Origin of the sequence: Nocardia sp. NPDC050713, from assembly GCF_040654315.1 — a bacterium.
Lineage (GTDB): Bacteria > Actinomycetota > Actinomycetes > Mycobacteriales > Mycobacteriaceae > Nocardia.
Window position 1 is genome coordinate 173,362 of the sequence record NZ_JBFAHS010000009.1, and the last position, 20,969, is coordinate 194,330.

The 20,969-nt window shown below is 68.4% G+C and carries 23 protein-coding genes, 1 tRNA gene and 1 pseudogene; 13 read left to right on the plus strand and 12 right to left on the minus strand.

Going from position 1 to position 20,969, the window contains the following annotated elements; all coding sequences use genetic code 11:
* Positions 1–157 precede the first annotated feature (157 nt).
* Positions 158–1,993, minus strand: a complete 1,836-nt coding sequence (locus tag AB0H49_RS18735; RefSeq protein WP_357252959.1) for an acyl-CoA dehydrogenase — start codon at positions 1,991–1,993, stop codon at positions 158–160.
* 230 nt (positions 1,994–2,223) lie between these two features.
* Between AB0H49_RS18735 and AB0H49_RS18740 the strand changes: the two genes are divergently transcribed.
* Entirely contained in the window at positions 2,224–2,820 is a 597-nt protein-coding gene (locus AB0H49_RS18740) for an alpha/beta family hydrolase (protein ID WP_357252962.1), read from the plus strand.
* Positions 2,821–2,892: 72 nt separating this feature from the next.
* Here the strand turns inward: AB0H49_RS18740 and AB0H49_RS18745 are convergent, their stop codons facing one another.
* The 4 genes from AB0H49_RS18745 to AB0H49_RS18760 all read right to left on the minus strand — a co-directional run bounded on the left by AB0H49_RS18745 (position 2,893) and on the right by AB0H49_RS18760 (position 7,151).
* Complete coding sequence (locus AB0H49_RS18745) at positions 2,893–3,579, minus strand: class I SAM-dependent methyltransferase (RefSeq protein WP_357252965.1); 687 nt, start codon at positions 3,577–3,579, stop codon at positions 2,893–2,895.
* A 48-nt stretch (positions 3,580–3,627) separates the two neighbouring features.
* Positions 3,628–4,857, minus strand: coding sequence for an erythromycin esterase family protein (locus AB0H49_RS18750; protein WP_357252968.1), 1,230 nt, complete (start codon positions 4,855–4,857; stop codon positions 3,628–3,630).
* 268 nt (positions 4,858–5,125) lie between these two features.
* The gene (locus tag AB0H49_RS18755) at positions 5,126–6,214 is read right to left on the minus strand and encodes a DUF4185 domain-containing protein (RefSeq protein ID WP_357253169.1); all 1,089 of its coding nucleotides are present in this window, start codon (positions 6,212–6,214) and stop codon (positions 5,126–5,128) included.
* Between the two features lie 160 nt (positions 6,215–6,374).
* Positions 6,375–7,151 (minus strand): crotonase/enoyl-CoA hydratase family protein, encoded by a 777-nt coding sequence (locus AB0H49_RS18760; protein WP_357252971.1) that lies wholly within the window; start codon positions 7,149–7,151, stop codon positions 6,375–6,377.
* 122 nt (positions 7,152–7,273) lie between these two features.
* Between AB0H49_RS18760 and AB0H49_RS18765 the strand changes: the two genes are divergently transcribed.
* The 3 genes from AB0H49_RS18765 to AB0H49_RS18775 are packed head-to-tail and all read left to right on the plus strand — an operon-like array spanning position 7,274 to position 10,213.
* The gene (locus tag AB0H49_RS18765) at positions 7,274–8,806 is read left to right on the plus strand and encodes an acetyl-CoA acetyltransferase (protein ID WP_357252974.1); all 1,533 of its coding nucleotides are present in this window, start codon (positions 7,274–7,276) and stop codon (positions 8,804–8,806) included.
* A complete protein-coding gene (locus AB0H49_RS18770; RefSeq protein ID WP_357252977.1) occupies positions 8,803–9,567 on the plus strand; it encodes a crotonase/enoyl-CoA hydratase family protein in 765 nt (254 codons plus the stop codon). The genes AB0H49_RS18765 and AB0H49_RS18770 overlap by 4 nt, the downstream gene beginning before the upstream one ends.
* A gap of 4 nt (positions 9,568–9,571) precedes the next feature.
* Entirely contained in the window at positions 9,572–10,213 is a 642-nt protein-coding gene (locus AB0H49_RS18775) for a TetR/AcrR family transcriptional regulator (protein WP_357252980.1), read from the plus strand.
* 74 nt (positions 10,214–10,287) lie between these two features.
* Here the strand turns inward: AB0H49_RS18775 and AB0H49_RS18780 are convergent, their stop codons facing one another.
* Positions 10,288–11,070 (minus strand): alpha/beta hydrolase, encoded by a 783-nt coding sequence (locus AB0H49_RS18780; protein ID WP_357252983.1) that lies wholly within the window; start codon positions 11,068–11,070, stop codon positions 10,288–10,290.
* Between the two features lie 95 nt (positions 11,071–11,165).
* Here AB0H49_RS18780 and AB0H49_RS18785 point away from each other — a divergent pair, with 95 nt between their 5' ends.
* The 3 genes from AB0H49_RS18785 to AB0H49_RS18795 all read left to right on the plus strand — a co-directional run bounded on the left by AB0H49_RS18785 (position 11,166) and on the right by AB0H49_RS18795 (position 12,131).
* Positions 11,166–11,390, plus strand: a complete 225-nt coding sequence (locus tag AB0H49_RS18785; protein ID WP_354998552.1) for a hypothetical protein — start codon at positions 11,166–11,168, stop codon at positions 11,388–11,390.
* Entirely contained in the window at positions 11,377–11,673 is a 297-nt protein-coding gene (locus tag AB0H49_RS18790) for a hypothetical protein (protein WP_354998553.1), read from the plus strand. The genes AB0H49_RS18785 and AB0H49_RS18790 overlap by 14 nt, the downstream gene beginning before the upstream one ends.
* A 62-nt stretch (positions 11,674–11,735) precedes the next feature.
* Complete coding sequence (locus tag AB0H49_RS18795) at positions 11,736–12,131, plus strand: hypothetical protein (RefSeq protein WP_357252986.1); 396 nt, start codon at positions 11,736–11,738, stop codon at positions 12,129–12,131.
* 195 nt (positions 12,132–12,326) lie between these two features.
* On the opposite strand, the gene AB0H49_RS18800 is transcribed toward AB0H49_RS18795, so the two are convergent.
* On the minus strand, positions 12,327–12,629 hold the full coding sequence (locus AB0H49_RS18800; protein ID WP_357252989.1) for a DUF1905 domain-containing protein: 303 nt from the start codon (positions 12,627–12,629) through the stop codon (positions 12,327–12,329).
* Positions 12,630–12,999: 370 nt separating this feature from the next.
* Here AB0H49_RS18800 and AB0H49_RS18805 point away from each other — a divergent pair.
* From AB0H49_RS18805 to AB0H49_RS18815, 3 genes and pseudogenes are all read left to right on the plus strand, one after another.
* Positions 13,000–13,482, plus strand: a pseudogene (locus tag AB0H49_RS18805) (NAD(P)H-dependent oxidoreductase); the annotation flags it as partial.
* 184 nt (positions 13,483–13,666) lie between these two features.
* Complete coding sequence (locus AB0H49_RS18810; RefSeq protein ID WP_357252992.1) at positions 13,667–14,191, plus strand: flavin reductase family protein; 525 nt, start codon at positions 13,667–13,669, stop codon at positions 14,189–14,191.
* Positions 14,192–14,216: 25 nt separating this feature from the next.
* Positions 14,217–14,567, plus strand: a complete 351-nt coding sequence (locus tag AB0H49_RS18815; RefSeq protein WP_354998557.1) for a hypothetical protein — start codon at positions 14,217–14,219, stop codon at positions 14,565–14,567.
* Between the two features lie 49 nt (positions 14,568–14,616).
* Here the strand turns inward: AB0H49_RS18815 and AB0H49_RS18820 are convergent.
* From AB0H49_RS18820 to AB0H49_RS18835, 4 genes are all read right to left on the minus strand, one after another.
* Positions 14,617–14,687, minus strand: a tRNA-Gly gene (locus AB0H49_RS18820).
* A 226-nt stretch (positions 14,688–14,913) separates the two neighbouring features.
* The gene (locus AB0H49_RS18825) at positions 14,914–15,054 is read right to left on the minus strand and encodes a hypothetical protein (protein ID WP_357252995.1); all 141 of its coding nucleotides are present in this window, start codon (positions 15,052–15,054) and stop codon (positions 14,914–14,916) included.
* A 64-nt stretch (positions 15,055–15,118) separates the two neighbouring features.
* Positions 15,119–15,622 carry an SRPBCC family protein gene (locus AB0H49_RS18830; protein ID WP_357252998.1) on the minus strand — a complete coding sequence of 168 codons (504 nt, stop codon included), beginning with the start codon at positions 15,620–15,622 and terminating at the stop codon, positions 15,119–15,121.
* The gene (locus tag AB0H49_RS18835; RefSeq protein WP_357253001.1) at positions 15,568–16,287 is read right to left on the minus strand and encodes a phosphatase PAP2 family protein; all 720 of its coding nucleotides are present in this window, start codon (positions 16,285–16,287) and stop codon (positions 15,568–15,570) included. The genes AB0H49_RS18830 and AB0H49_RS18835 overlap by 55 nt, the downstream gene beginning before the upstream one ends.
* 108 nt (positions 16,288–16,395) lie before the next feature.
* Between AB0H49_RS18835 and dcd the strand changes: the two genes are divergently transcribed.
* On the plus strand, positions 16,396–16,995 hold the full coding sequence (gene dcd, locus AB0H49_RS18840) for a dCTP deaminase (RefSeq protein ID WP_354998560.1): 600 nt from the start codon (positions 16,396–16,398) through the stop codon (positions 16,993–16,995).
* 98 nt (positions 16,996–17,093) lie between these two features.
* Here the strand turns inward: dcd and AB0H49_RS18845 are convergent, their stop codons facing one another.
* Positions 17,094–17,543, minus strand: a complete 450-nt coding sequence (locus tag AB0H49_RS18845) for a hypothetical protein (RefSeq protein WP_354998561.1) — start codon at positions 17,541–17,543, stop codon at positions 17,094–17,096.
* Between the two features lie 604 nt (positions 17,544–18,147).
* On the opposite strand from AB0H49_RS18845, the gene AB0H49_RS18850 reads away from it, so the two are divergent.
* A complete protein-coding gene (locus AB0H49_RS18850; protein WP_357253005.1) occupies positions 18,148–19,158 on the plus strand; it encodes an XRE family transcriptional regulator in 1,011 nt (336 codons plus the stop codon).
* Between the two features lie 43 nt (positions 19,159–19,201).
* The gene (locus tag AB0H49_RS18855) at positions 19,202–20,449 is read left to right on the plus strand and encodes a pyridoxal phosphate-dependent aminotransferase (RefSeq protein ID WP_354998563.1); all 1,248 of its coding nucleotides are present in this window, start codon (positions 19,202–19,204) and stop codon (positions 20,447–20,449) included.
* Positions 20,450–20,969: the final 520 nt, after the last annotated feature.

Here is a 20,969-nt window from a genome sequence, read left to right on the forward strand (position 1 = left end):
CCTTCTGTGGCGCGCGTCTGCCCCGAACATTCTGCCTGCCCGCCGCGCATTCGGGGCAAGAGTGAAGCTGTGGGGCCGGACACGCCGCAGCCCCGAAACGCCGAAGAGCGGCCCGGACGAATCCGGACCGCTCCGCGGGTATTTCGAGCTACGAGCCTCAGAAGGCGGCTTCGTCGAGCTCCATGATGTCGTTGTCCAGGTTGGACAGGATCGCGCGGGTGGCGGTCAGCTCGGGCAGGACGTTGCGGGCGAAGAACTGCGCCACACCGATCTTGCCGTTGTAGAACGCCACGTCCGAGCCGGTGGCACCGGCGTCGAGGGCCGCGATGGCGACCTCGGCCTGGCGCAGCAGCTGCCAGCCGATGAGCAGGTCACCGACGGCGAGCAGGAAGCGCACCGATCCCAGGCCGACCTTGTACAGCTCGGCCGGCTGCTCCTGAGCGCCCATCAGGTGGCCGGTCAGGGTGGCGGCCATGGCCTGAACGTCCTCGAGCGCGGTGGCCAGCAGCTTGCGCTCGCCCTTCAGGCGGCCGTTGCCCGCCTCCGACTCGATGAACTTCTGGACCTGACCAGCCACGTGGGCCAGCGCCACACCGCGGTCGCGGGCGATCTTCCGGAAGAAGAAGTCCTGCGCCTGGATGGCGGTGGTGCCCTCGTACAGCGAGTCGATCTTGGCGTCGCGGATGTACTGCTCGATCGGGTAGTCCTGGAGGAAGCCGGAACCACCGAAGGTCTGCAGCGACTCGGTCAGGTACTGGTAGGCCCGCTCGGAACCGACACCCTTGACGATCGGCAGCAGCAGGTCGTTGACCCGGAACGCCACGTCCTCGTCGGCGCCGGAGACCAGGTTCGCCACGTCGGCGTTCTGGTGCGCGGCGGTGTAGAGGTAGATGGCGCGCAGGCCCTCGGCGTAAGCCTTCTGCAGGGCCAGCGAACGACGCACGTCCGGGTGGTGAGTGATGGTGACGCGCGGCGCGGTCTTGTCGGCCATCTGGGTGAGGTCCGCACCCTGCACGCGCTCCTTGGCGAAGGACAGGGCGTTCAGGTAACCGGTCGACAGGGTCGCGATGGCCTTGGTGCCGACCATCATGCGAGCGTTCTCGATGACGTCGAACATCTGCGCGATGCCGTTGTGCACCTCGCCGACCAGCCAGCCCTTGGCGGGCACGCCGTGGCCGCCGAAGGTGACCTCACAGGTGGCCGAGACCTTGATGCCCATCTTGTGCTCGACGTTGGTGACGAACACACCGTTGCGGTCGCCCAGGGTCTGGGTCTCGAAGTCGAAGTGGTACTTCGGCACGTAGAACAGCGACAGACCCTTGGTGCCCGGGCCAGCGCCCTCGGGGCGAGCCAGCACCAGGTGCATGATGTTCTCGAACAGGTCGTCGGAGTCACCCGAGGTGATGAAGCGCTTGACGCCCTCGATGTGCCAGGTGCCGTCTTCCTGCTTGATCGCCTTGGTGCGGCCGGCGCCGACGTCCGAACCGGCGTCCGGCTCGGTCAGCACCATGGTGGCGCCCCAGTTGCGCTCGGCGATGATCTGGGCCCACTTCTTCTGCTCGTCGGTGCCGTTGTTGTAGAACACCTGCGCGAAGCCGGCGCCCGCGCCGTACATCTGAGCGGGCGGGTTGGCGCCGAGGATCATCTCGCTCAGTGCCCAGACCACGCTGGAGGGAGCGCCGAGGCCGCCGAGCTCCTCGCGGACGCCGACCTTCATCCACTCACCCTCTTCGAGGGCGCGGTAGGACTTCTTGAAGGCTTCCGGCAGGGTGACGGTGTGAGTCTCGGGATCGAAGACCGGCGGGTTGCGGTCGCCCTCGACGAAGGACTCGGCCAGGGGGCCCTCGGCCAGGCGACGCACCTCGTTGAGCATCTCCTTGACGGTGTCGCTGTCCAGGTCGCCGTAGGCGCCCGTGTCGAGGAGGGTGCCCAGTCCGAGGACCTCGAAGAGGTTGAACTCAAGGTCGCGGACGTTGCTCTTGTAGTGACCCATGGTCTGTACTCACTCTCCGTTGAGTTGGTGCGGTCGGTTTGGTTGCCGTTCCCGCCCGTTGTCGCCACCGGGGTAGTGTCCGGTTTTCCGCATGCTACTCGCGGGTAACTTATGCGCCATATTACCGGCCGGTAAGGGGCTGGCAAAGACGGCGGGGCGCAATGTGACGCGATAAACAGCCCCTGAGCGCGGCATCTGTGCTCTCCGCTCGGTGGCGGCTACGGTGAGGTGTGCAGATCGAGACGAGCGCGGGTCCCGCGGAGATCGAGCTCGACCGGCCGCGCAAGCCTGCCTTCCTGCTGCTGCTCACCCACGGTTCCGGCGGCGGGGTGGAAACGAAAGACCTTCTGGCGGTGCGCGATTCGGCGCTCGAGCTGGGCGGCGCGGTGGCCAGAGTGGTGCAGCCCTACCGCGTCGCCGGGCGGCGCGCACCCGGTTCCGCGGTCAAGCAGGACGAGGCCTGGTTGGAGATCGTGGCCGCGCTGCGCAAGAAGGTGCGCGGGGTCCCCGTGATCCAAGGCGGACGCAGCAACGGAGCCAGGGTCGCCTGTCGCACGGCGGTCGCGGCACGTGCTCGCGGCGTGCTCGCGCTGTCGTTTCCACTGCATCCGCCGGGGAAGCCGGAGAAATCGCGGCGCGAGGAGCTGCTCGCGCCGGGCGGCATCGAGGTCGTCGTGATCAATGGGGCCAACGATCCGTTCGGCGTGCCCGATTCCGCCGACGCCGCCGAGGTGCGGGTGATCGCGGGGCAGCCGCATTCGTTCCGCGCGGGGTTCGACACCATCGCGGCGACCGCCCAGCCCTGGTTGCGCCGCTGGTCGGAGTAGGTGCGCAAGGCTAACCGGCCGGGTTCCGGCAGCTCGTCGGCAAGGTTGATCCAGTCGCGACGATCCGACCGATCAGGAAGGCGTCTCTGGCTCGACGGGCTCCGGGGCGGGCTTGGTCGCGATGACCAGCGCATCGATGGCGTCCCGGTGCTCGGTCGGTCGCAGCACCCGTTCCGCGGTGTGGATCTCCAGATCGGAGGACGAGGCGAGATCGGCGACGATGTCGTCGGGCGTGAAGAGGATCGACGGGTCCGGCGGTCCGCCGAAGCCCTCCGTCAGGTTGAGCGTGTCGTGGCCGAGGACGAGCAGCGTGCCCGCCGGGGTGAGCAGCTCGGCCGCACGGCGCAGGACCGCGCGGCGCTGCTCGGCGGGCAGGTGCAGGAAGACCATCAGCACCAGCTCGTACGGACCGGTGACCCCGGCGGCGTCGAGATCGGTGACGTCGGCGCACTGCCAGGTGATGCGGCCGCGCACCGACCGGGACAACCGCGTGGCCACGGTCCGCCCTTTGTCGATGCCGACCTGCGAATAATCGACCGCGTGCACCTCCCAGCCGTGGGTGGCGAGCCAGACCGCGTTGCGCCCTTCGCCGCACGCCAGGTCGAGCGCCCTCGGCAGGGTCTCGCCGTCGGCGGTCTCGGGTCGCGGCGGCACGCGCCGATCCAGCCCGTAGACGTGCTCCACTACGGTGCTGTTCGGTGGTGCGCCCCAGACCAATTCACTCTGCCCGTACCGCGCGTCCCAATCGGCCGCATCCATACCCGCGAGTCTAGGAACCGTCCCGCGCGGGCGAACTGTCGGCACCACTCACCCGGAGAAGGTGGGCAGCCACTGCACCGGCGACGTTTCGCGAATGTGCACGAGCACGTCGAACGCGCCCGCCAGCGACGGCACGGCGATGTGCGCCTCGGCGTCCTTCGCGGGGTCGTAGATTCCGCTGATCGTGCGCAGCTCGGCCGGGGCGTGGCGCCACGCGTCCACCGATTCCGTTGCGGCCGTGCGCAAATCGACGGAGAACGCGGCGAGGTCGACTTCGCCGAGCAGCGCGTCCACCAGCTCCGGCCGTGGCCGCGGCGCCTGAGCCATGCCGAGATCGCCGTGGTGGAATCCGATGGCGATGGCGACGTAGTCCGTGCCGAAGTGATCGCGCAGGTGGGCGCCCGTCCCGCGGAACTCGCCCGCGGCCGAGCCGACGCCGAGCGACTGCGCGCTGACGTGGGCGATCCCGTCCCAGTACGCGATCTTCGCGCCGGTCTCGCGTTGCCACGCGATGACGCGCTCGGCCGACGGCCGCTCGTCGCGGGCGAAGCCGCCTTGCCCGGCGACGCTGTGCTCATGGAACTCGACGATCAGTCGCGCGTGCGCATGGGCCGTGCGGTGCTCGTCGGTGTCGGGCAGTCCGTCGAGCAGGGCGAGCGCGTCGCGGGCATGTTCGGCGAACGGGCGTCCGGGATGAATGCGTTGGTGGCGCTGGACGTGCTCGTCGATCTGGTGCGCGGTGCGGATCGGGTTCAGGTGGGATTCGGCGGGCGCCAGCCGATCCGGTGCGATCCGGCGCAGGTAGTCCAGCACCGCGTCGTAGTCGGAAGGTTCGGCGCGCGGCGGTTCGACGCCGAAGACGCGGATCGGGTCGTCCGGGTGCTGCTGATTGAACAGCCTGATCCAGGCCAGCGTTTCGACCATCTCGACCGTCCGCAGCGGCCGCCACGCCCCGGCCAGCGCGGTGTCCGGATCGCCCGTCCCGGTGCGGACGTACTCGTCGAGGCGCTCACCGGAACGCGCGCTGTCCTGGATCGCCAACGCGCGGAACCCGTGCCGGTCGACGAGCGAGCGGAAGAGCCGCTCCCGCACGCCGTAGGTCTGCCGGGAGAATCTGGTCGACTCGCCGAGCCCGACGATCGTCGCCGAGCCGAGGGTCTCGACGAGTTCGTCGAGGTCCGGCCCGACGAAGCCCGGCTCGGTGTCCGCCACGGGACGCGCGGCGATGCGCAGCCAGGCCGCCAGTTCGGCGGGGGCGATGCTGGATGCAGAAGTCACTGTTCCTCCCGGAGTGCTCGCGTCTCTGCCGCCAGCCTCATACATCAAGCAATGTTGAGGTCAAGCGCTCCGGGAAAGGAGTTGGGGCGCCCGCGGATAGCGGACGCCCCGCTCGAGCGCATCGCGGGCGAAAAGTTTGACCGCAAAACGATCGAATGCGCACCTCGTGGCGCAAGGGAACACTCGCATCACGGCACGATCGAAAGCCCGCATCGCACCGGGATCAGCGCGTCCCACGCAGCGATCGAATGCGCACCGCCCAACGCGATTACAACGTGGTACGCATCAACACCACGTTGTACTGACTGTGCACCGTCGTCATGAAGTACAGATCGCGCCCGGTCTGATACGGGAAGATCGACGGCGCGTAAGCCGACGGAAGCTCCCTGGTGTCGATCAAAACCTCCGGCTCGCTCCACGGCCCCGCGGGCGAGGAGGCCCGCCGCATCACGACCGAGTTGAATGGGTCGGTGGTCAGCGAGATGTATTGGCCCAGATAGTCGTTCCACATGACCGACAGTTCACCGACGCCCCCCATGATCGGCGCGGCCGCGTTGACGTCGTCCTTGCGCCAGCCTTCGCCGTCCCAGTACTCGTACTCGCCCAGGTTCTGGATGTCGTGCTCGCGCACTCGCGCCACGTACGCCGCGTTGTCGCGCCCGGACGGGGTGCCGTACTCGTAGACGTATCCGCCGCTCTTCAGGAAGGCGTTCATCTGGAAGTTGGCGTTGCCGCCCTCGTTCGGGCGGCGGGTGTGCCCGAGATCCGCCCAGGTCTCACCATTGTCGGCGGAGGCGGCCAGGCCCGAGTAATTGGTGGTCCACTCGCCGACGTTGTCCCAGGTCTTCACCGACATCATGCTCATGTACTGCACGCCGTCGACCGAGATGCCCGCCGTGGGAATGCGGCTGATTTCGATGAACGGAATTTTCGGGCTCGGAATGAGATCGCGCGCCTGGCCGAGGACGTCGCGCACCGCGCTGTCGAAATAGATGCCGTTGGAGGGGTCCTTGGTATTGCTGCGCACCAGGATGTTGCTGCGCCACGCCCACATGCTGCCCGCCAGCAAGTTGGGGAAGCCGAGTCCGGCGGTGTCGCCGAACGCGGTCAGCATCTCGCCGTGGCCGTTGTCCCACATGATGCCCAGATCGGTGCCGAGCACGTTGTAGGTCTGGGTGTTGTTGGGACTCGCCATGCCGGTCACCTGGAAAACCGCTCGGCTGCGACCGGCCAGATTCGGCAGCCCGGTGGTGCCATTGAGCACCGGAATCGGGTTGATCGCGTTCGGGTTTGCCGTGGCGGGGGTAGTTGCCGTGAGAAGCAAGGCCGTGCTACCCGCTAGCGTCGAAAGCAGGATTCTTGCGGTCTTGTTCAAAGTCGTGGGCCCTCCGGGTCTCGCCGAATCGGCCTCGACACACCACCCCCCGATGTGTCCCGAAGCACATTTCGAATGGCTGGCAAATCGACGGAAATGCTAGCAGTCGAACCGGGGAAATTGGTGGCTTGCGATCTTGTCCCTACGAATCGTTGCTTTCGTTGTGCGATCTTCCATCGCGCTTCATGGCCGATCGGAGCAGCAACGGCAGCTGCGTCGCGCGCTCGATGCCGAAAGTGCGCCGGGCCGACGCATGCCAGGACCGCTCGAACAGCCGCTTGGCGCCGGCCACCGCGTGCGGCGAGCGGGCCGCGATGCGTTCGGCCAGCTTCTCGGCGGCCTCCAGCGGGTCCGCGGTCACCTCGGTGACCAGGCCGATGCGCTCGGCGTAGGCGGCGTCGACCACGTCGGCGGTCATGGTCAGCAGCAGCGCTTTGTCGATGCCGATCAGCCTCGAAAGGGTCGCCGCGCCGGTCATGTCGGGGACCAGGCCGTGTTTGGCCTCCATCACCGAGAACTCGGCGTCGGGTGTGGCGAAGCGGACGTCGGCGGCCAGCGCGATCTGCAATCCGCCGCCGAAACAGCGACCGTGCACCGCGGCGATGACCGGAATTTCCAGCCTCCGCCATGCCCAACAGGCCTCTTGAAAAGTGTTGGTGCCGCGCCAAGGCAGGGGCACGAAGTTCAGCGCGGCCGCGAGCGGGTCCTTGGTCGCCTTGGCGACGTCCAGTCCGCTGCTGAAGCTGGGGCCGTTGCCGGACAGGATCACGGCGCGGACGCTCTCGCGCTTCGCGACCGTACGGGCGGCGTCGACCAAGTCCTCGAGCATCTCGATGGTCAGGCCGTTGTGCTTGTCCGGCCGGTTCAAGTTCACGTAGGCGCGGTCGCCGTCGAACCGTAGCGCGATGTGGGATCCCATGCCCGGATCTTACTCTCGAGTCAGTTCTTGTCCACGGGCTATTGCCCTGGTCGGAGGGGTCTGCTTCAATCGAATCAAGTTACCGTCAATGTTGACGGTAACTGGAGTCGAGCGGAGGAAGAATGCTGCCAGCCGGAATGGATCCGCGGACGCCGGTGCTCGTCGGCGTCGGGCAGGTCGTGCACAGGGCGGGGGAGCCGGGACTGCCCGGTCCGGTCGAGCTCGCCACCGAATCGCTGCGCCGCGCGGGCGCGGACAGCGGCGCCGGGGATCGGCTGCTGCGCGCCGCCGATCTGGTCGCGGCGGTCGCCCCGGTCAGCAAGCCGTACCCGGATCTGGGTGCGCTGGTCGCGGCCGAATTGGGCGCCGCGCCGAAGCGCACGATGCAGTCCGTGCGATTCGGCGGTGACGCACCGCAGCGGCTGCTGAACACGGTCGCGCAGGCCATCGCCGACGGACAGTCCGAGATTGCCCTGATCACCGGCGCCGAGTCCGTGGCCTCTTGGAACGCGGCCACTCGCGCGGGCGCCGCGCCCGGTTGGCCCGAGCAATCGGAGGATGTCGCGCCGAGCGAGGTGATCGGCTCGGACAAGGCGCCCAACTCCGAGATGGAGACCGCGGCCGGACTGTGGGGTCCGGTCTACTTCTACGCGCTGATGGAGACCGCGCTGCGCGGCAGGCTCGGACTGAGCGAGGACGCGCACCGCGAGCGGATCGGCGGACTGTGGTCGCGGTTGTCGGCGGTGGCCGCGGACAACCCCTACGCGTGGCTGCCCGCCGCGCAGTCGTCCGCCGATCTGGTGACGCCGTCGTCCGGCAACCGGATGGTGTCGACTCCTTACCCGAAACTGCTGGTCGCGAACTTGTCCGTGGATCTCGGCGCGGGACTGATCCTGTGCAGCGCGGCGGCCGCGGACGCGGCCGGAGTGCCGCGCGATCAGTGGGTCTTCCCGCACGGCGGCGCGACCGCGACGGACGAGTGGTTCGTCTCCGAACGCGCGGACATGAGCGTCTCACCCGCGATCGCGGCGGCGGGCCGGTCCGCGCTCGGCGCGGCGGGCATCGGCATCGACGATGTCGCGCATGTCGACCTGTACTCCTGCTTCCCCGTCGCGGTGCAGGTCGCCGCGGAGGCGCTCGGTCTGCCGATCGACGATCCGGCGCGGCCGCTCTCGGTCACCGGCGGCCTGACTTTCGCGGGCGGCCCGGGCAACAACTACGCCACGCACTCCATCGCCACCCTCGCCGCGCGGCTGCGCGAGGATCCCGGCTCGTACGGTCTGGCGACCGCGCTCGGCTGGTACATCACCAAGCACGGCGTCGGCGTCTACTCGACGCGCCCGCCCGCCAACCTGTTTCGCGCGGCCGAGGCCACGGTGCCCGTCGAACGCCGCGCCACCGCGCCCGGCTACACCGGCCCGGCGACCGTCGAGGCCTACACCGTCGCCTACCGCAAGGGCCCCGCGCCGGAGCACGCCGACGAACCCGAGGCAGTGGTGATCAGCGCGCTGAATCCGGCTGGCGCACGCATACTTGTTCGGGTTTCCGACGCCGAGACCATCGCGGCGTTCACCGACGGCGACCCGATCGGCGCCAGCGCCCAGATCATCGCCGCCGACCAGCTCACCCTGCGCACCGAGAGGACCCTCCGATGACCGACCAGGTACTCGTCGAACGCCGCGACGCGATCACGCTGTTGACCGTCAACCGGCCCGAGGCACGCAACGCGATCGATCTGGCCACCGCGCAGGCCATCGAGGCGGCCGTCGACGACTTCGAGGCCAACTCCGACGCGCGCGTGCTCGTGCTGACCGGTGCGGGCGGAACCTTCAGCGCGGGAATGGATCTCGTCGCAGCGTCGAAGGGCGAGATGCCGATGACGCAGCGCCGCGGCCCGCTCGGCATCGCGGCGAAACCGCCTGCCAAGCCGATGATCTCGGCCGTCGAGGGTTTCGCGCTGGCGGGTGGCTTCGAGCTGGCGCTCGCGGGCGATCTGATCGTCGCGGCCCGGGACGCGCAGTTCGGAATCCCCGAGGTGAAGCGCGGTCTGGTCGCCGCGGGCGGCGGTGTCCTGCGGCTGACTCAGCGTCTGCCGCGCCCCATCGCGGCCGAGCTCGCGCTGACCGGCGGCCGCATCGGAGCCGAGCGGCTGTACCAGCTCGGGCTGGTCAACCGGGTCACCGAGCCGGGCGCCGCGCTGGCGAGCGCGCTGGAGCTGGCCGCCGAAATCGTCGCGGCCGCACCGCTTTCCGTCGCGGCGAGCAAGCGCATCATCGACGAGTCGCCGGACTGGACGGTGGCCGAGGGGTTCGCCAAGCAGGGTGAGATCGCGTTGCCCGCGCTGTTCTCCAAGGACGCCGCCGAGGGTGCGCTGGCGTTCGCGCAGAAGCGCGAACCGAAGTGGCAGGGGCGCTGACCCGATGACCGAACGCGTCCGGGAGACGCAGGCGCAGCGCCGCGCGCGGATGCGCACCCGGCTCCTGGACGCGGCGATCGAGAGCTTGGTCGAGGTCGGATACGCGGGCACCACGACGCTCGAAGTGCAGAACCGCGCGGGCGTTCCGCGCGGTACGTTGCAGCACCACTTCCCGACCAAGCCGGACCTGCTCGCGGGCGCCGTCGAACATCTGGCCGCGCGCCGATTGGAGCAGCTGACAACCGAATTCGCGGCGATCCCCGAGGACGTCGATCGGCTGGCTACTGCGGTCGAACTCACCATGCGCATGTTCAGCGGCGCGTCATTCCTTGCCGCACTGGAGATTTGGGTCGGCGCCCGCACCGACGCGGAACTGCGCGCCGCCTTCCTGCCGTTGGAACAGCGCCTCTTCGAGCTGATGCACACCAGCATCCGCGACATCTTCCGCGCCGAGTTCCCCGACGATCCCCGGGTGCCGACGATCACCGAGTTCACTATCGAGATCATGACCGGGCTGGCGATGCGTGCGCTGTTGACGGGAAATGTGGAGCGGAACCGAATTCTTCAGCAGCGGTGGGGGAATGCGGTGCGGGTGTTGTTGGGGACGGCTCCGGCGGACACGCTGCTGGAGGTTCGGTCGGTCTGAGTGGCGCCACCGGTCGCTCGCCTGCTCTGTTCCCAGGCGGCCCTAGCTGATCGCGACGGCCGCGAGCGTGCGCGCTACTTGTCCAACTGATCGAGCAACAGCCGAGCGCACCCCTCGGGGTCGTCGAAATACGGCGAGTGCCCGCTGCCGGGCAGCGTGACGTGCCTGGCGTTGGGAAACGCCGCCCGCGCCCTGCGGTGCTGGGTGGCGTAGGTGAGGAGGATGTCGCGGTTGCCCCAGGCGATGGTGACGGGAATGTTTGCGAGCGCGCCGATTTCGGGCAGTCGGACGTCGGTGAAGGAGTCCAGCGCTTCGGCGAAACCGGTCGAGCGGACCGCCCCTTCGGCCGTGTCGATCGCGACCTGCGCGTCCACCGCCCACGGCTTGCCGAAGATCAGGGAAAGGAAGACGGTGCGGCCCGCTGCGTTGCCCAGGATCTTCGGCAGCACTGGACGCAAGGTGCGCGCGAGCAGCACCGACTTGCCCAGCGACTGCTGGCACCACACCCGGCCAGCCGTGTCCCAGAACCCCGCCGGGGAGTAGGCCGTGACCGAGCGGGCCAGCCCGCGCGCGCCCAGTTTCAGGGCGATCAGTCCGCCCATCGAGTTGCCGCCGAGGTGCGGGCGCTCGATGCCCTGCTCGGCGAGCCAGTCGGCCAGCGCGTCGGTGAGTTCGTCGACGGACGTGTGCGGCAACGGATCCGAGTGCCCGAAGCCGGGCAGATCGACGGCGATCACGTCGAAGGACGCGGCAAGCGTTTCGATGATCGGCTCCCAGATCTGCCAGCGGCTGCCGACGCCGTGCACCAAGACCAGCGGTTCGCCCGTGCCGACCCGGTGATGATTCCACGCAGTCATGCTCGTCCTCGGTTATCTGTTGGCGATGTGCCAACAGTATCAGGGCATCCGCGTTCCCGCTGGCAGAGTGGTCGTTCGCGGGTACGATAAATGGTATGGCAACGCGTAAGGTCACCCTCTCGCTGGACGAGGCGGCCTGGTCGTTCGCGGAACAAGCGGCGGCCAGGGCGGGCATGTCGCCGTCGGCGTGGATCTCCAAAGCCGCGCGGCGGGAAGCGGTGCGCACGGGCGTCGGTCCGGTGACCGACGCGGCGGCGGAAGCCGCGGCCGACGAGGCGGAGCTGGCCGCCGCCGAGGAGGCGATGCGTGCGCAGGGGTGAACTGTGGAGCTATCACCCGCACGGTTCGCCACGGCGCCGTACCGTCGTGCTCATCAGCAGCGACGGCATCAACGAATCTCCCCGGCAGTGGCTGATCGCCGCCGAACTGCTCGACCAGGATCCGCAGGACATCCTCGCGGTCCAAGTGCCTGGACGCGGCTGGGTCCACGCGGGCAACATCGGCCGCATCTACCGCGGCTGGCTCGCCGAGCGCATCGATGACATGGACGCCGAGGTGCTGGAACGGTTGGACACCGCGTTGCGCGCCGCGATGGACTTGTGACGCGGATGGCTCGGCGGGGGTACGGTCCCGGTGCGGGAACCGTTGAGAGCGAGGGCATTCGGGTGAGAAGAACGGTAATCGCGGTGGCGTGTGTCGTGCTACCGCTGCTAGCGGGTTGTGGGGACGAGGCGAGCACGGCGTCCACCACTGCCGCCACGTCGACCGAAAGTATCGCGTCTGTCACCTCCGCGGCGACCTCCACCGTCGCGCTGCCCGCCGGGGACTTGGGCCAAGCCGATATCGCGTCGGCGCTGGCGGGCAAGGGGCTTCCGCCGAAGCAATCCGAGTGCGTCGCGCGAATCTATGTGGAGGAGAAGATCTCTCAGGACGGGTTGCGCAGGATTCTCGGTGCGGATCTGAGCGGTCCGGTAGACCCGGTGCTGCTCGGGCTCAGTGCGGAAGACCGGACGCGGGTCGGTACGGCCACCCAGCGGATGGTGCAGGAGTGCATTTTCTGACGGGATCCCGCGCCGCGGCGAGCCGTCCGAAAGGGATGCGCAAGGGCGCGGAGTTCGCGCCGTGCCACCCCACGCGCGACGACAGATGAGCGGAATCGGCTTGCTGGCGAGCCAGTTCGCGCCCGGTGCAGCTCGACCGCTGGGCTCGCCGTGAACTGTCGCCCGTCGACGAGGATCCCGTGTCACCGAGGGCGGTCAGACAGCGATCGTCAGGTCGATCTCGGCGTGTGAACCTTCGACGAGATCCTCGGCGATCCGGACCGGCTTCTTCACCGGCAGCACGTACGTCCCGCGCTTCTTGTCCGGGAACAACGAGGTCGACCACGCGCTCGCGCCGATCCTGACATGCACGCGGACCGCCCCGAAACCCCCGGACCGGTGCCCGTAGCGCTCCTCGATCTCGTCGGCGATCTCCTCGGGCAGCGACACGAAATGCCAGGAGCCCGCGCCGGAGTGCTCCCATACCCGCGCCGTGAACGAATACCGCGAACCAGCCACGTCGCGACTCTAACGGCGCGGTCCGACACGGTCCGTCTCCAAACCACGTCAGCCCATGCGATCGCACAGATTCAAACCCTCGTCTCACCACCGCCCCGGTGATGCACTGGGAACAGCCGGGTGCACCAGCAGCCGCGCCCGGCTACCCCACGAACTACCGGACACCACGGAGCGGCCATGACGACGGAGCGGATCGCGGAGCAGATCGAATTCGCCTAGCGGGTGCCCAATGTCAGCGGCGGCCTGGTCACCAGCGGTATCGAACAGCCGCTGGAAATGCCAGCACATCGGCCGTGCCCTGCCGCACGAGACCACGTCACCCCTGCACGGCGTCATCGGACAGGGAAACCACGAAAGAAAGGACACAGCGGTGACAGTGACCGTCGTCGTCGGCAACCCGAAACCAGCATCCCGCACCCTGGCCGCGGCCACCCTCGTGGCGCGCGGCCTGCGCCCCGATGCCGAACCCACCGTGCTCGACCTGGCTTCCTACGGCCCGGCCCTGCTCAGCTGGGGTGATCCGGCCGTGGCCGATGCCGTGCGGACCGTGGCCGAATCCGAACTGGTGGTGTTCGCGAGCCCCACCTTCAAGGCCACCTACACCGGACTGCTCAAGCTGTTCCTCGAACAGTTCGACGGCGGAACGGGATTGGCCGGAGCGCTGGCCGTCCCGGTGATGCTCGGTGCGGGACCGGCGCACGCCCTCGCGCCGGACCTGCTGCTCAAGCCGGTGCTGGTCGAACTCGGCGCGACCGCCGCGTTGCCCGGTCTCTACCTCGCCGATCGGACCTTCGCCGAGGACGGCGTGATCGGTGCCTACGCCGAGCGCTGGGGGTCGGTTGTTCGAGCGTTGGGCCGTCCCGGTGCGGCGGAACCGGGCACGGACCGGTCCGATGGGGGTGGTTCAGGGACGAGTTCTTCGGGTGCGGACTCAGCGGGCGCGAGCGTTGCGGGCGCGGACTCAGCAGGCGCCGCTGTTCCGGGCCGGACCCCTTCGGACGCGGCTCCGGACGTGCACACGAGCAAGGCGGTGGAACATGCATGACCTCTTCGAAACTCCCGCCGACGGAACGGGTTTGCGTCGCGCGTTCGCGAACTTCCCGAGCGGTGTGGTCGCGGTCTGCGCCGAGGTCGACGGCACACCGCATGGCCTCGCCGTCAGCACCTTCGTGCCCGTCTCCCTCGATCCGCCGCTGGTCTCCTTCTGCGTGCAGAACAGTTCCTCGACCTGGCCGCGCCTGTCCGCCGCGTCCCATCTCGGCCTGAGCCTGCTCGGCACGGATCAAACCGACGCCGCACGCGCGCTCGGCGCCCGCGACGGCGACCGCTTCCGCGCCAGCGAATTACACCGCGGCACCGGCGATGCCGTCTTCATCCGCGGCGCGTCCGCGTGGATCGAGGGCGTCCCCGAGGCGCAGGTTCCCGCGGGCGACCACCTCGTCGTCATCCTGCGTATCCACCGCCTGGCCACCCGCCACGACGTCGACCCCCTCGTCTTCCACGGCAGTCGCTTCCGCCGCCTGCACGCCGAGCCGAGCGAGATCACCGACGTGGCGAGCTGATCACCCCCGGCCCTACCCTGGGCCGGTGCCCCTAGTCGAGGTGACCTACGCCCCCCACGTCCCCGAGTCGACCCTGCACGCACTCGCCGAGCACCTCCCGCACCTGGTCTCGGTCGCTGTGGAGTGCCCCGAGGAGCCCTACGACGGCGACCTCCAACCCGGCGACGTCGAACTCCGCTTCCGCCCCCTCGGCCCCTACGACCGCAGCGGCCTCGACGCGGTCATCGAGATCCGCTCCAAGTACTTCGACTCCCGCGCCGCCACCCGCCAATCCCGCGTCGACGCCCTCCACCGCGCCATCACCGACCACACCCCACTCGCCGACTTCGGCATCTACCTCACCATGCCCATCGCCGCCTGGGCCCAGACGGAGTAGCCCCGGAAACGACGAAACCCGCTGCGGGGCAGCGGGTTTCGAATAGCTGAGCCGATGACGGGAATCGAACCCGCGCTGTCTGCTTGGGAAGCAGAAGTTCTACCATTGAACTACATCGGCGCGGTACCGAGGTACCACCCGAGACTGTAGCAGAAGCGGCGTTGCGGTGGGAAAAGTCGAGCTAGAAGGCCCTGACCTGCGCTGATGCTGCGGCAGCGAGACAGCCGACGCCCGCGAGCTGATCGGTGTCGCCCGTGCCGTTCGGTCGGATTCAGGGCGGTCGGTCTTCCCCAAATCTCGCGCTCCATCGCATCCGCCGAGCCAGCAAGTCGATCGTGCCGGTGGTTCAGTGGGCGAGAGCCGCCACGGGATCGGTCCAGTTCCGGAGGACTTTCGTCAGGCCGTCGGCCGCCAGATCGTCGGTGGCCCAAGCGGTGTAGCCGTCGGGGCGGATGAGGACGGCGGCGGGGGCTCGTGCGGTCCGCACGGTTCTACTCGCTGCGAAGCTTGTGGCAGGTCACGCGTGCGGATGGTGGCGAGCGAGGCGGGGATCAGGACGCGCTTTCCAAGTCCGCCTTCAACCGCTGCAACGTGCGCCGGATGTTCCCGTGCTGGAACTCGGCGAACCCCGGCTTGCCGGTGGCGAGCTTGTCGAACCAGAGGGTCGGCAGGTCGGGCCAGCCGCGGCGGTCGTCGGTCCAGGTTTCGGTGATCATGGTTCCCTCGGGCACGGCCTCGAAGCGGTATTCCCAGCTGGCGATGGCGACCCGCAGGACCGGTTTGCGCAGTCCGTAGCGGCGGACCTTGAACGCGAAGCGGCTGCCGCGGTCGGCGGCGGTGACCTCGCAGCCGGTGGACCAGCGCACGCCGCGGCGGACGTTGGTGCCGACGAAGCGCATGCCGACGCGTGCCGGCGCGCCTGGCTCGGCGACGACCGCGCCGGTGTTCTCCGGGCTCCAGCGGTGGATCTGGGTGACGTCGCTGACCCGGTCGTAAGCCGTCACCGGGTCGATCGCGACGACGATGCTGTCGGAGATCCGCTTTGTTCGTGGCACGGATCGACTGTAGCGGCGGCCCCCGAACGCAGCGTCAGGTAGCGGAACACGGCCAGGCAGAGCAGGATCCACAGCGCCCCGATGGTCCAACCCGCCAGCACGTCGGTGGGCCAGTGCACGCCCAGGTAGACACGGGAAGCGCCGACGGCGGCGATGAACAGGACCGCGACCAGCGCCGCACCGACTCTGGCCGCCGCGTGCGCCAGCTTGGGGATGAGCACGATGGCCACGATCCCGACCACCACGAACGTGCCCGTGCTGTGGCCGGACGGATAGGACAGGCTGTTCTCCACCGCGAGGCGATCGGCGACCGGCGGGCGTTCCCGGCCGACGAGTCGCTTGGCGATCGCGACGATGAGCGCGGCCCCGAGCCCGGTCACGGCGATGAGTACGGCGCGCAACCGGTCGCGCTCGCGCAGCAGCGCCACGCAGACGATCACGGTCAGGATCGTCATGGACAAGGTGTCACCGCAGTTGCTGGCCATCTGCGCGGTGGGCGTGAGCACCCCGTTGCGATTGTCGACGGCCCAGCCGGAGATCTCCGGGTCCATCGTCGCGAGCCCGCTGCTGTCGAGCACATTGCGGGTGAGCACGGTGATGAAAGCCGCGAGCAGCACACCGAGCGCGATGAGCGTCGGCACCGTTCTGCGGAGATTCGAGTTCACTGTTCCTAGGTTGCCCGCTCGCGCTGAGAATTAACTGAAGAACGGCGGCCGCTTCGCCCGCACCCGTGCCGCCGAAGGACCCGATTCGCCGAACGCTACGCTCGTGCCGTGCTGCTTTCCGATCGTGACCTCCGTGCGGAGATCGCCGCTGGGCGTCTCGGGGTCGAACCGTTGCTGGAGAGCCTGATCCAGCCGTCGAGTATCGACGTTCGCCTGGACCGGATGTTCCGCGTCTTCGACAACACCCGCTACACCCACATCGATCCCGCGCAGCGCCAAGACGAGCTGACCAGCCTGGTCGAGCCCGGTCCGGGCGAACCGTTCGTGCTGCACCCCGGCGAGTTCGTGCTCGGCTCCACGCTGGAGGTGTGCACGCTGCCGAACGACCTGGCCGGGCGGCTGGAGGGCAAGTCGAGTCTCGGCCGTTTGGGCCTGCTCACGCACTCGACGGCGGGCTTCATCGATCCCGGTTTCAGCGGCCACATCACGCTGGAACTGTCGAACGTCGCGAACCTGCCGATCACCCTGTGGCCCGGCATGAAGATCGGCCAGCTGTGCCTGCTCCGTTTGACCAGCCCCGCGGAGCACCCGTACGGCAGCGCGGTGGCCGGTTCCAAGTACCAAGGCCAGCGCGGGCCGACTCCTTCGCGCTCCTACCTGAACTTCCCGCTGCCGACCGAGGTGGTCGACGCCGCGGAATCGCGGTAGGCCGCGCACCCCGCGACCCACGACCGAATCCGCCCCGCCGACTGCCAACAAAGGGGGCGGATTCGGCCGCCGATCGGCGGCGAGGACCGACGACGCATTCAGTCCCCGCCGCCCGCTCCCACCGCCAGCGCCGTCGTGACGACGGCGGACAGCGGCGGAAGCGTGTCGCCGCGGCTCGGCGGGTTCACCCAGAAGCACCCTTCCCGGGTGAAGCGTCCGAGCCCCGTCGGCAACATCACCGCACTGCCGATGGCAGGTATCCCGATATCCAGACGGTTCAGCACCTCCAGCACCTGCGCGCCGGGACGGCTGTCCGGCTCGGCAAGGAAGCTCCAACGGATCTGCCTGGCCAGCATGGGACCCCTCGTCCCCTGCTGTTCCAGTGCCGCCCTGACCTTTTCGGCCCGGACGGTCGGCAGATGAACGACGCAGACTCGGCCGCTGATGGGCAGCATCACGAAACCGCCACGCTCGGTCACCGGTAGCCCGTACTCGTGCCGGTAGAAGGCCACCCAATCCTCGACTGTCCTGAGTTTGTCCACGTTCACGGCCAACTCCTTGCCTCCTGCTACCAGGGTCGGGCCATCGACCGCGACTCGGCATCGCCCCCATGCCCGCCTTCTACTGCCAATCCGCTGCCCTTGACCGGAAGGACCTCGCCGACCTGAGCCGCCAAAACCCGCAGCGCCCATAGCAACTAGGAATTATGTGTGGCAGTCGCCACTCGGCCCTCGTACCCTGGATGAAAGTTCGTGCGGAAGGGATGACATCGTGGTCCGGCACTGGTCAGGTAGAGAGACCCGCGCCCTTCGCGATGCCAAGCGGATGAGTATCCGGGAATTCGCGGCGCATCTCGGTGTCCACGAACGCCTGGTGTCCAAGTGGGAGGCGGGGGGCGACCGAGTCCATCCGCGTCCCGTCAACCAAGCCGCGCTCGATACATCCCTTGCCAGGTCCGACGAGGTTGTGCGGGCACGGTTTGCGGCGCTGACCGGCGAATCGCCGGTCGATGGATCTGCCGCCGGATTCGACGTGCGTTCCGCAGCGGGGGCGCGTGCGAGTTATTCGAGCGACGCGGACCTTCTTGCTCTCATAGACGCCGGTGCGATGAGAGGTGATGCGTTAGCAGCTATTTCGGAGAGGGATCTGATCATGGCGGCTGCCCACGAGGCCAGCGAACACGCAGGCCGGGCCGAGAGCACCAATGTGGGTGCGTCCACGTTGGAACAGCTCGACGCCGATGTCACGCGCATCGCGAACGAATACGTGCACATCCCGCCGGTTCCGATGATGGTGGAGATGCTTCGGGTCCGGCGCCGGGTGTATCGACTGCTCGAGGGTCATCAGCGCCCGGCCGACACCAGCCACCTGTATCTGCTCGCGGGCACGCTGTCCGGCCTGCTCGCGAACGCGAGCACCGACCTCGGCTACTACGACGCGGCGGGCGAGCAGGCCAGAGCGGCATGGGCTTACGCCGAGCTATGCGGGCACAACGGGCTGCGCGCTTGGACGCGCGGCATGCACGCGCTCATCGAGTACTGGTCGGAGCGTCCGCGCCGGGCCGTGCTGCTCGCGCAGAGCGGGCAGGACTTCGCCGATTCGGCGACCGCCAAGGTCCGGCTGCTCAACATCGAGGCCAGGATCTGGTCCAAGATCGGCAGCGCCGCCGACACCGACCGCTGCATCCGCGCCGCCGACGAGGCGCGCGAGCAGGCCGCAAGCGACGACCTGCACGACGGGGTCGGCGGCGTCTTCGGTTTCCCCGACGCCAAGGCCCAGTACTACGCGGGCGCCACCTATATCCATCTCGGCCAGGCCGAGCCCGCGCTCACCGCGACCGAGCGCGCCATCGACCTCTACTCGAACGGTCCGTCGGAGAAGCGCTCCTATGGCGCCGAGGCGCTCGCCCGGGTGGACTGCGCGGCCGCGCATCTGATCAACGGCAGCCTGGACGGCGCCGCCGAGGCCCTGCACCCGGTGCTCGGACTGGCCGAGGACAAGCGCATCGCCCAGCTCGAGGAGCGGCTGACCGGAGTGCGAAGACGGATCGCCCAGCCCGCGTTCCGCGACGCCGTCGAGGCCCGTTTCCTGGACGAACGCATCGAGGAGTTCTGCGGCTCGACCGCGGCCAAGGGCATCCCGCCCGGCAATTCCGCACCTTGACGCACTGTCGAATGCCCTTGCGAGGGGATGGCACCATGGGAAGGTGAGCCCGAGTCATCTCCCCCACCATCCGCCGCGCGTTCTCGAGCAGTCGACGAAGCTGCAGAACGTCGTCTACGAAATCCGTGGACCGGTACACGCGCACGCGGCACGGCTGGAGGCGGAGGGCCACCGCATTCTCAAGCTGAACATCGGCAATCCGGCGCCGTTCGGTTTCGAGGCGCCCGATGTGATCATGCGCGACATCATCGCCGCGCTGCCCTACGCCCAGGGTTACTCGGAATCCAAGGGCATCCTGTCGGCTCGGCGCGCCATCGTGACCCGCTACGAGCTGGTGCCCGGCTTCCCCGAACTGGACGTGGACGGCGTCTACCTGGGCAACGGCGTCTCCGAACTGATCACCATCACCATGCAGGCGCTGCTGAACAACGGCGACGAGGTGCTGATCCCGGCGCCGGACTACCCGCTGTGGACGGCGATGACGAGCCTGGCGGGCGGCACCCCGGTGCACTACCTGTGCGACGAGTCCAACGGCTGGCAGCCCGACGTCGCCGACATCGAGTCGAAGATCACCGACAAGACCAAGGCGCTGCTGGTGATCAATCCGAACAACCCGACCGGCGCGGTCTACTCGGCCGAGGTGCTCCAGCAGCTGGTCGACCTGGCGCGCAAGCACCAGCTGCTGCTGCTCGCCGACGAGATCTACGACAAGATCCTCTACGACGACGCCAAGCACATCTCGCTGGCCAGCCTCGCGCCCGACCTGCTGTGCCTGACCTTCAACGGCCTGTCCAAGGCCTACCGGGTCGCCGGATACCGCTCGGGTTGGCTGGCCATCACCGGTCCGAAGGATCACGCCGCGGGCTTCCTGGAGGGCATCGACCTGCTCGCCTCCTCCCGTTTGTGCCCGAATGTGCCCGCGCAGCACGCGATTCAAGTCGCGCTCGGCGGGCACCAGAGCATCGAGGACCTGATTCTGCCCGGCGGGCGGCTGCTCGAACAGCGCGACGTCGCGTGGGAGCGGTTGAACATGATCCCGGGTGTGTCGTGCGTCAAGCCGAAGGGCGCGCTCTACGCGTTCCCGCGGCTGGATCCGAATGTGTACGACATCCACGACGATTCGAAGCTGGTCCTGGATCTGTTGCTCCAGGAGAAGATCTTGATGGTGCAGGGCACCGGCTTCAATTGGCCGAACCACGATCATCTGCGGATTGTCACGCTGCCGTGGGCGCGCGACCTCGCGGTCGCGATCGAGCGATTCGGCAACTTCTTGGCGAGCTATCGACAGTGATCTGCGTCGCGGGCCTTTAGGGCCGAATCGCCCCGCTTCTGGGCCGGAAACATACCGAATGTATGGATAGAAGCGAGTTTTGAAGACCCGCTAGCGCAAAAGAGCAACTTTTGTGTACAGTGGCTCTTGGCACTTCGAGTGCCCGGTCGGGTTGCCTACCCCCCCTGGGCAACCTGGCCTCGGGTTCGGCCGCCTACCCCCCTGGGCCGCCGGCCTGCGGGCGGCGGAGACATCCCCCTGCTCTCCGCCGCCCCGTCCCGCAATTCCGCCTCTCCGCGTATAAGGCCAGACTCAGGTGCGTGGTGGTTTGCGTTGGCGGCTGGCGGTAGGTGGGTGGTCGAGTTGGCCCGTACCCGGTGAGTTACCCGGATCTCGCGAGATCAGTTATCGCGTGTCGATGTTCTGGTTGTGTCCCGGTGGTGCTGGGCAGGCAACCTGATCTTGAAAATGACATCCTTTAAGCTCGGCACCGCGCAGCTGCCTCGGGGAAGCAAGCTCTTGCCGTCCGGCACGAGTGTCC

Bases quoted from the DNA above. Each gene is read 5' to 3' on its own strand.
- AB0H49_RS18735 (WP_357252959.1), bottom strand. From the start codon at position 1,993: ATGGGTCACTACAAGAGCAACGTCCGCGACCTTGAGTTCAACCTCTTC.
- AB0H49_RS18745 (WP_357252965.1), bottom strand. From the start codon at position 3,579: ATGGATGCGGCCGATTGGGACGCGCGGTACGGGCAGAGTGAATTGGTC.
- AB0H49_RS18760 (WP_357252971.1), bottom strand. From the start codon at position 7,151: ATGGGATCCCACATCGCGCTACGGTTCGACGGCGACCGCGCCTACGTG.
- AB0H49_RS18765 (WP_357252974.1), top strand. From the start codon at position 7,274: ATGCTGCCAGCCGGAATGGATCCGCGGACGCCGGTGCTCGTCGGCGTC.
- AB0H49_RS18770 (WP_357252977.1), top strand. From the start codon at position 8,803: ATGACCGACCAGGTACTCGTCGAACGCCGCGACGCGATCACGCTGTTG.
- AB0H49_RS18775 (WP_357252980.1), top strand. From the start codon at position 9,572: ATGACCGAACGCGTCCGGGAGACGCAGGCGCAGCGCCGCGCGCGGATG.
- AB0H49_RS18780 (WP_357252983.1), bottom strand. From the start codon at position 11,070: ATGACTGCGTGGAATCATCACCGGGTCGGCACGGGCGAACCGCTGGTC.
- AB0H49_RS18785 (WP_354998552.1), top strand. From the start codon at position 11,166: ATGGCAACGCGTAAGGTCACCCTCTCGCTGGACGAGGCGGCCTGGTCG.
- AB0H49_RS18810 (WP_357252992.1), top strand. From the start codon at position 13,667: ATGCATGACCTCTTCGAAACTCCCGCCGACGGAACGGGTTTGCGTCGC.
- AB0H49_RS18850 (WP_357253005.1), top strand. From the start codon at position 18,148: ATGGCGGCTGCCCACGAGGCCAGCGAACACGCAGGCCGGGCCGAGAGC.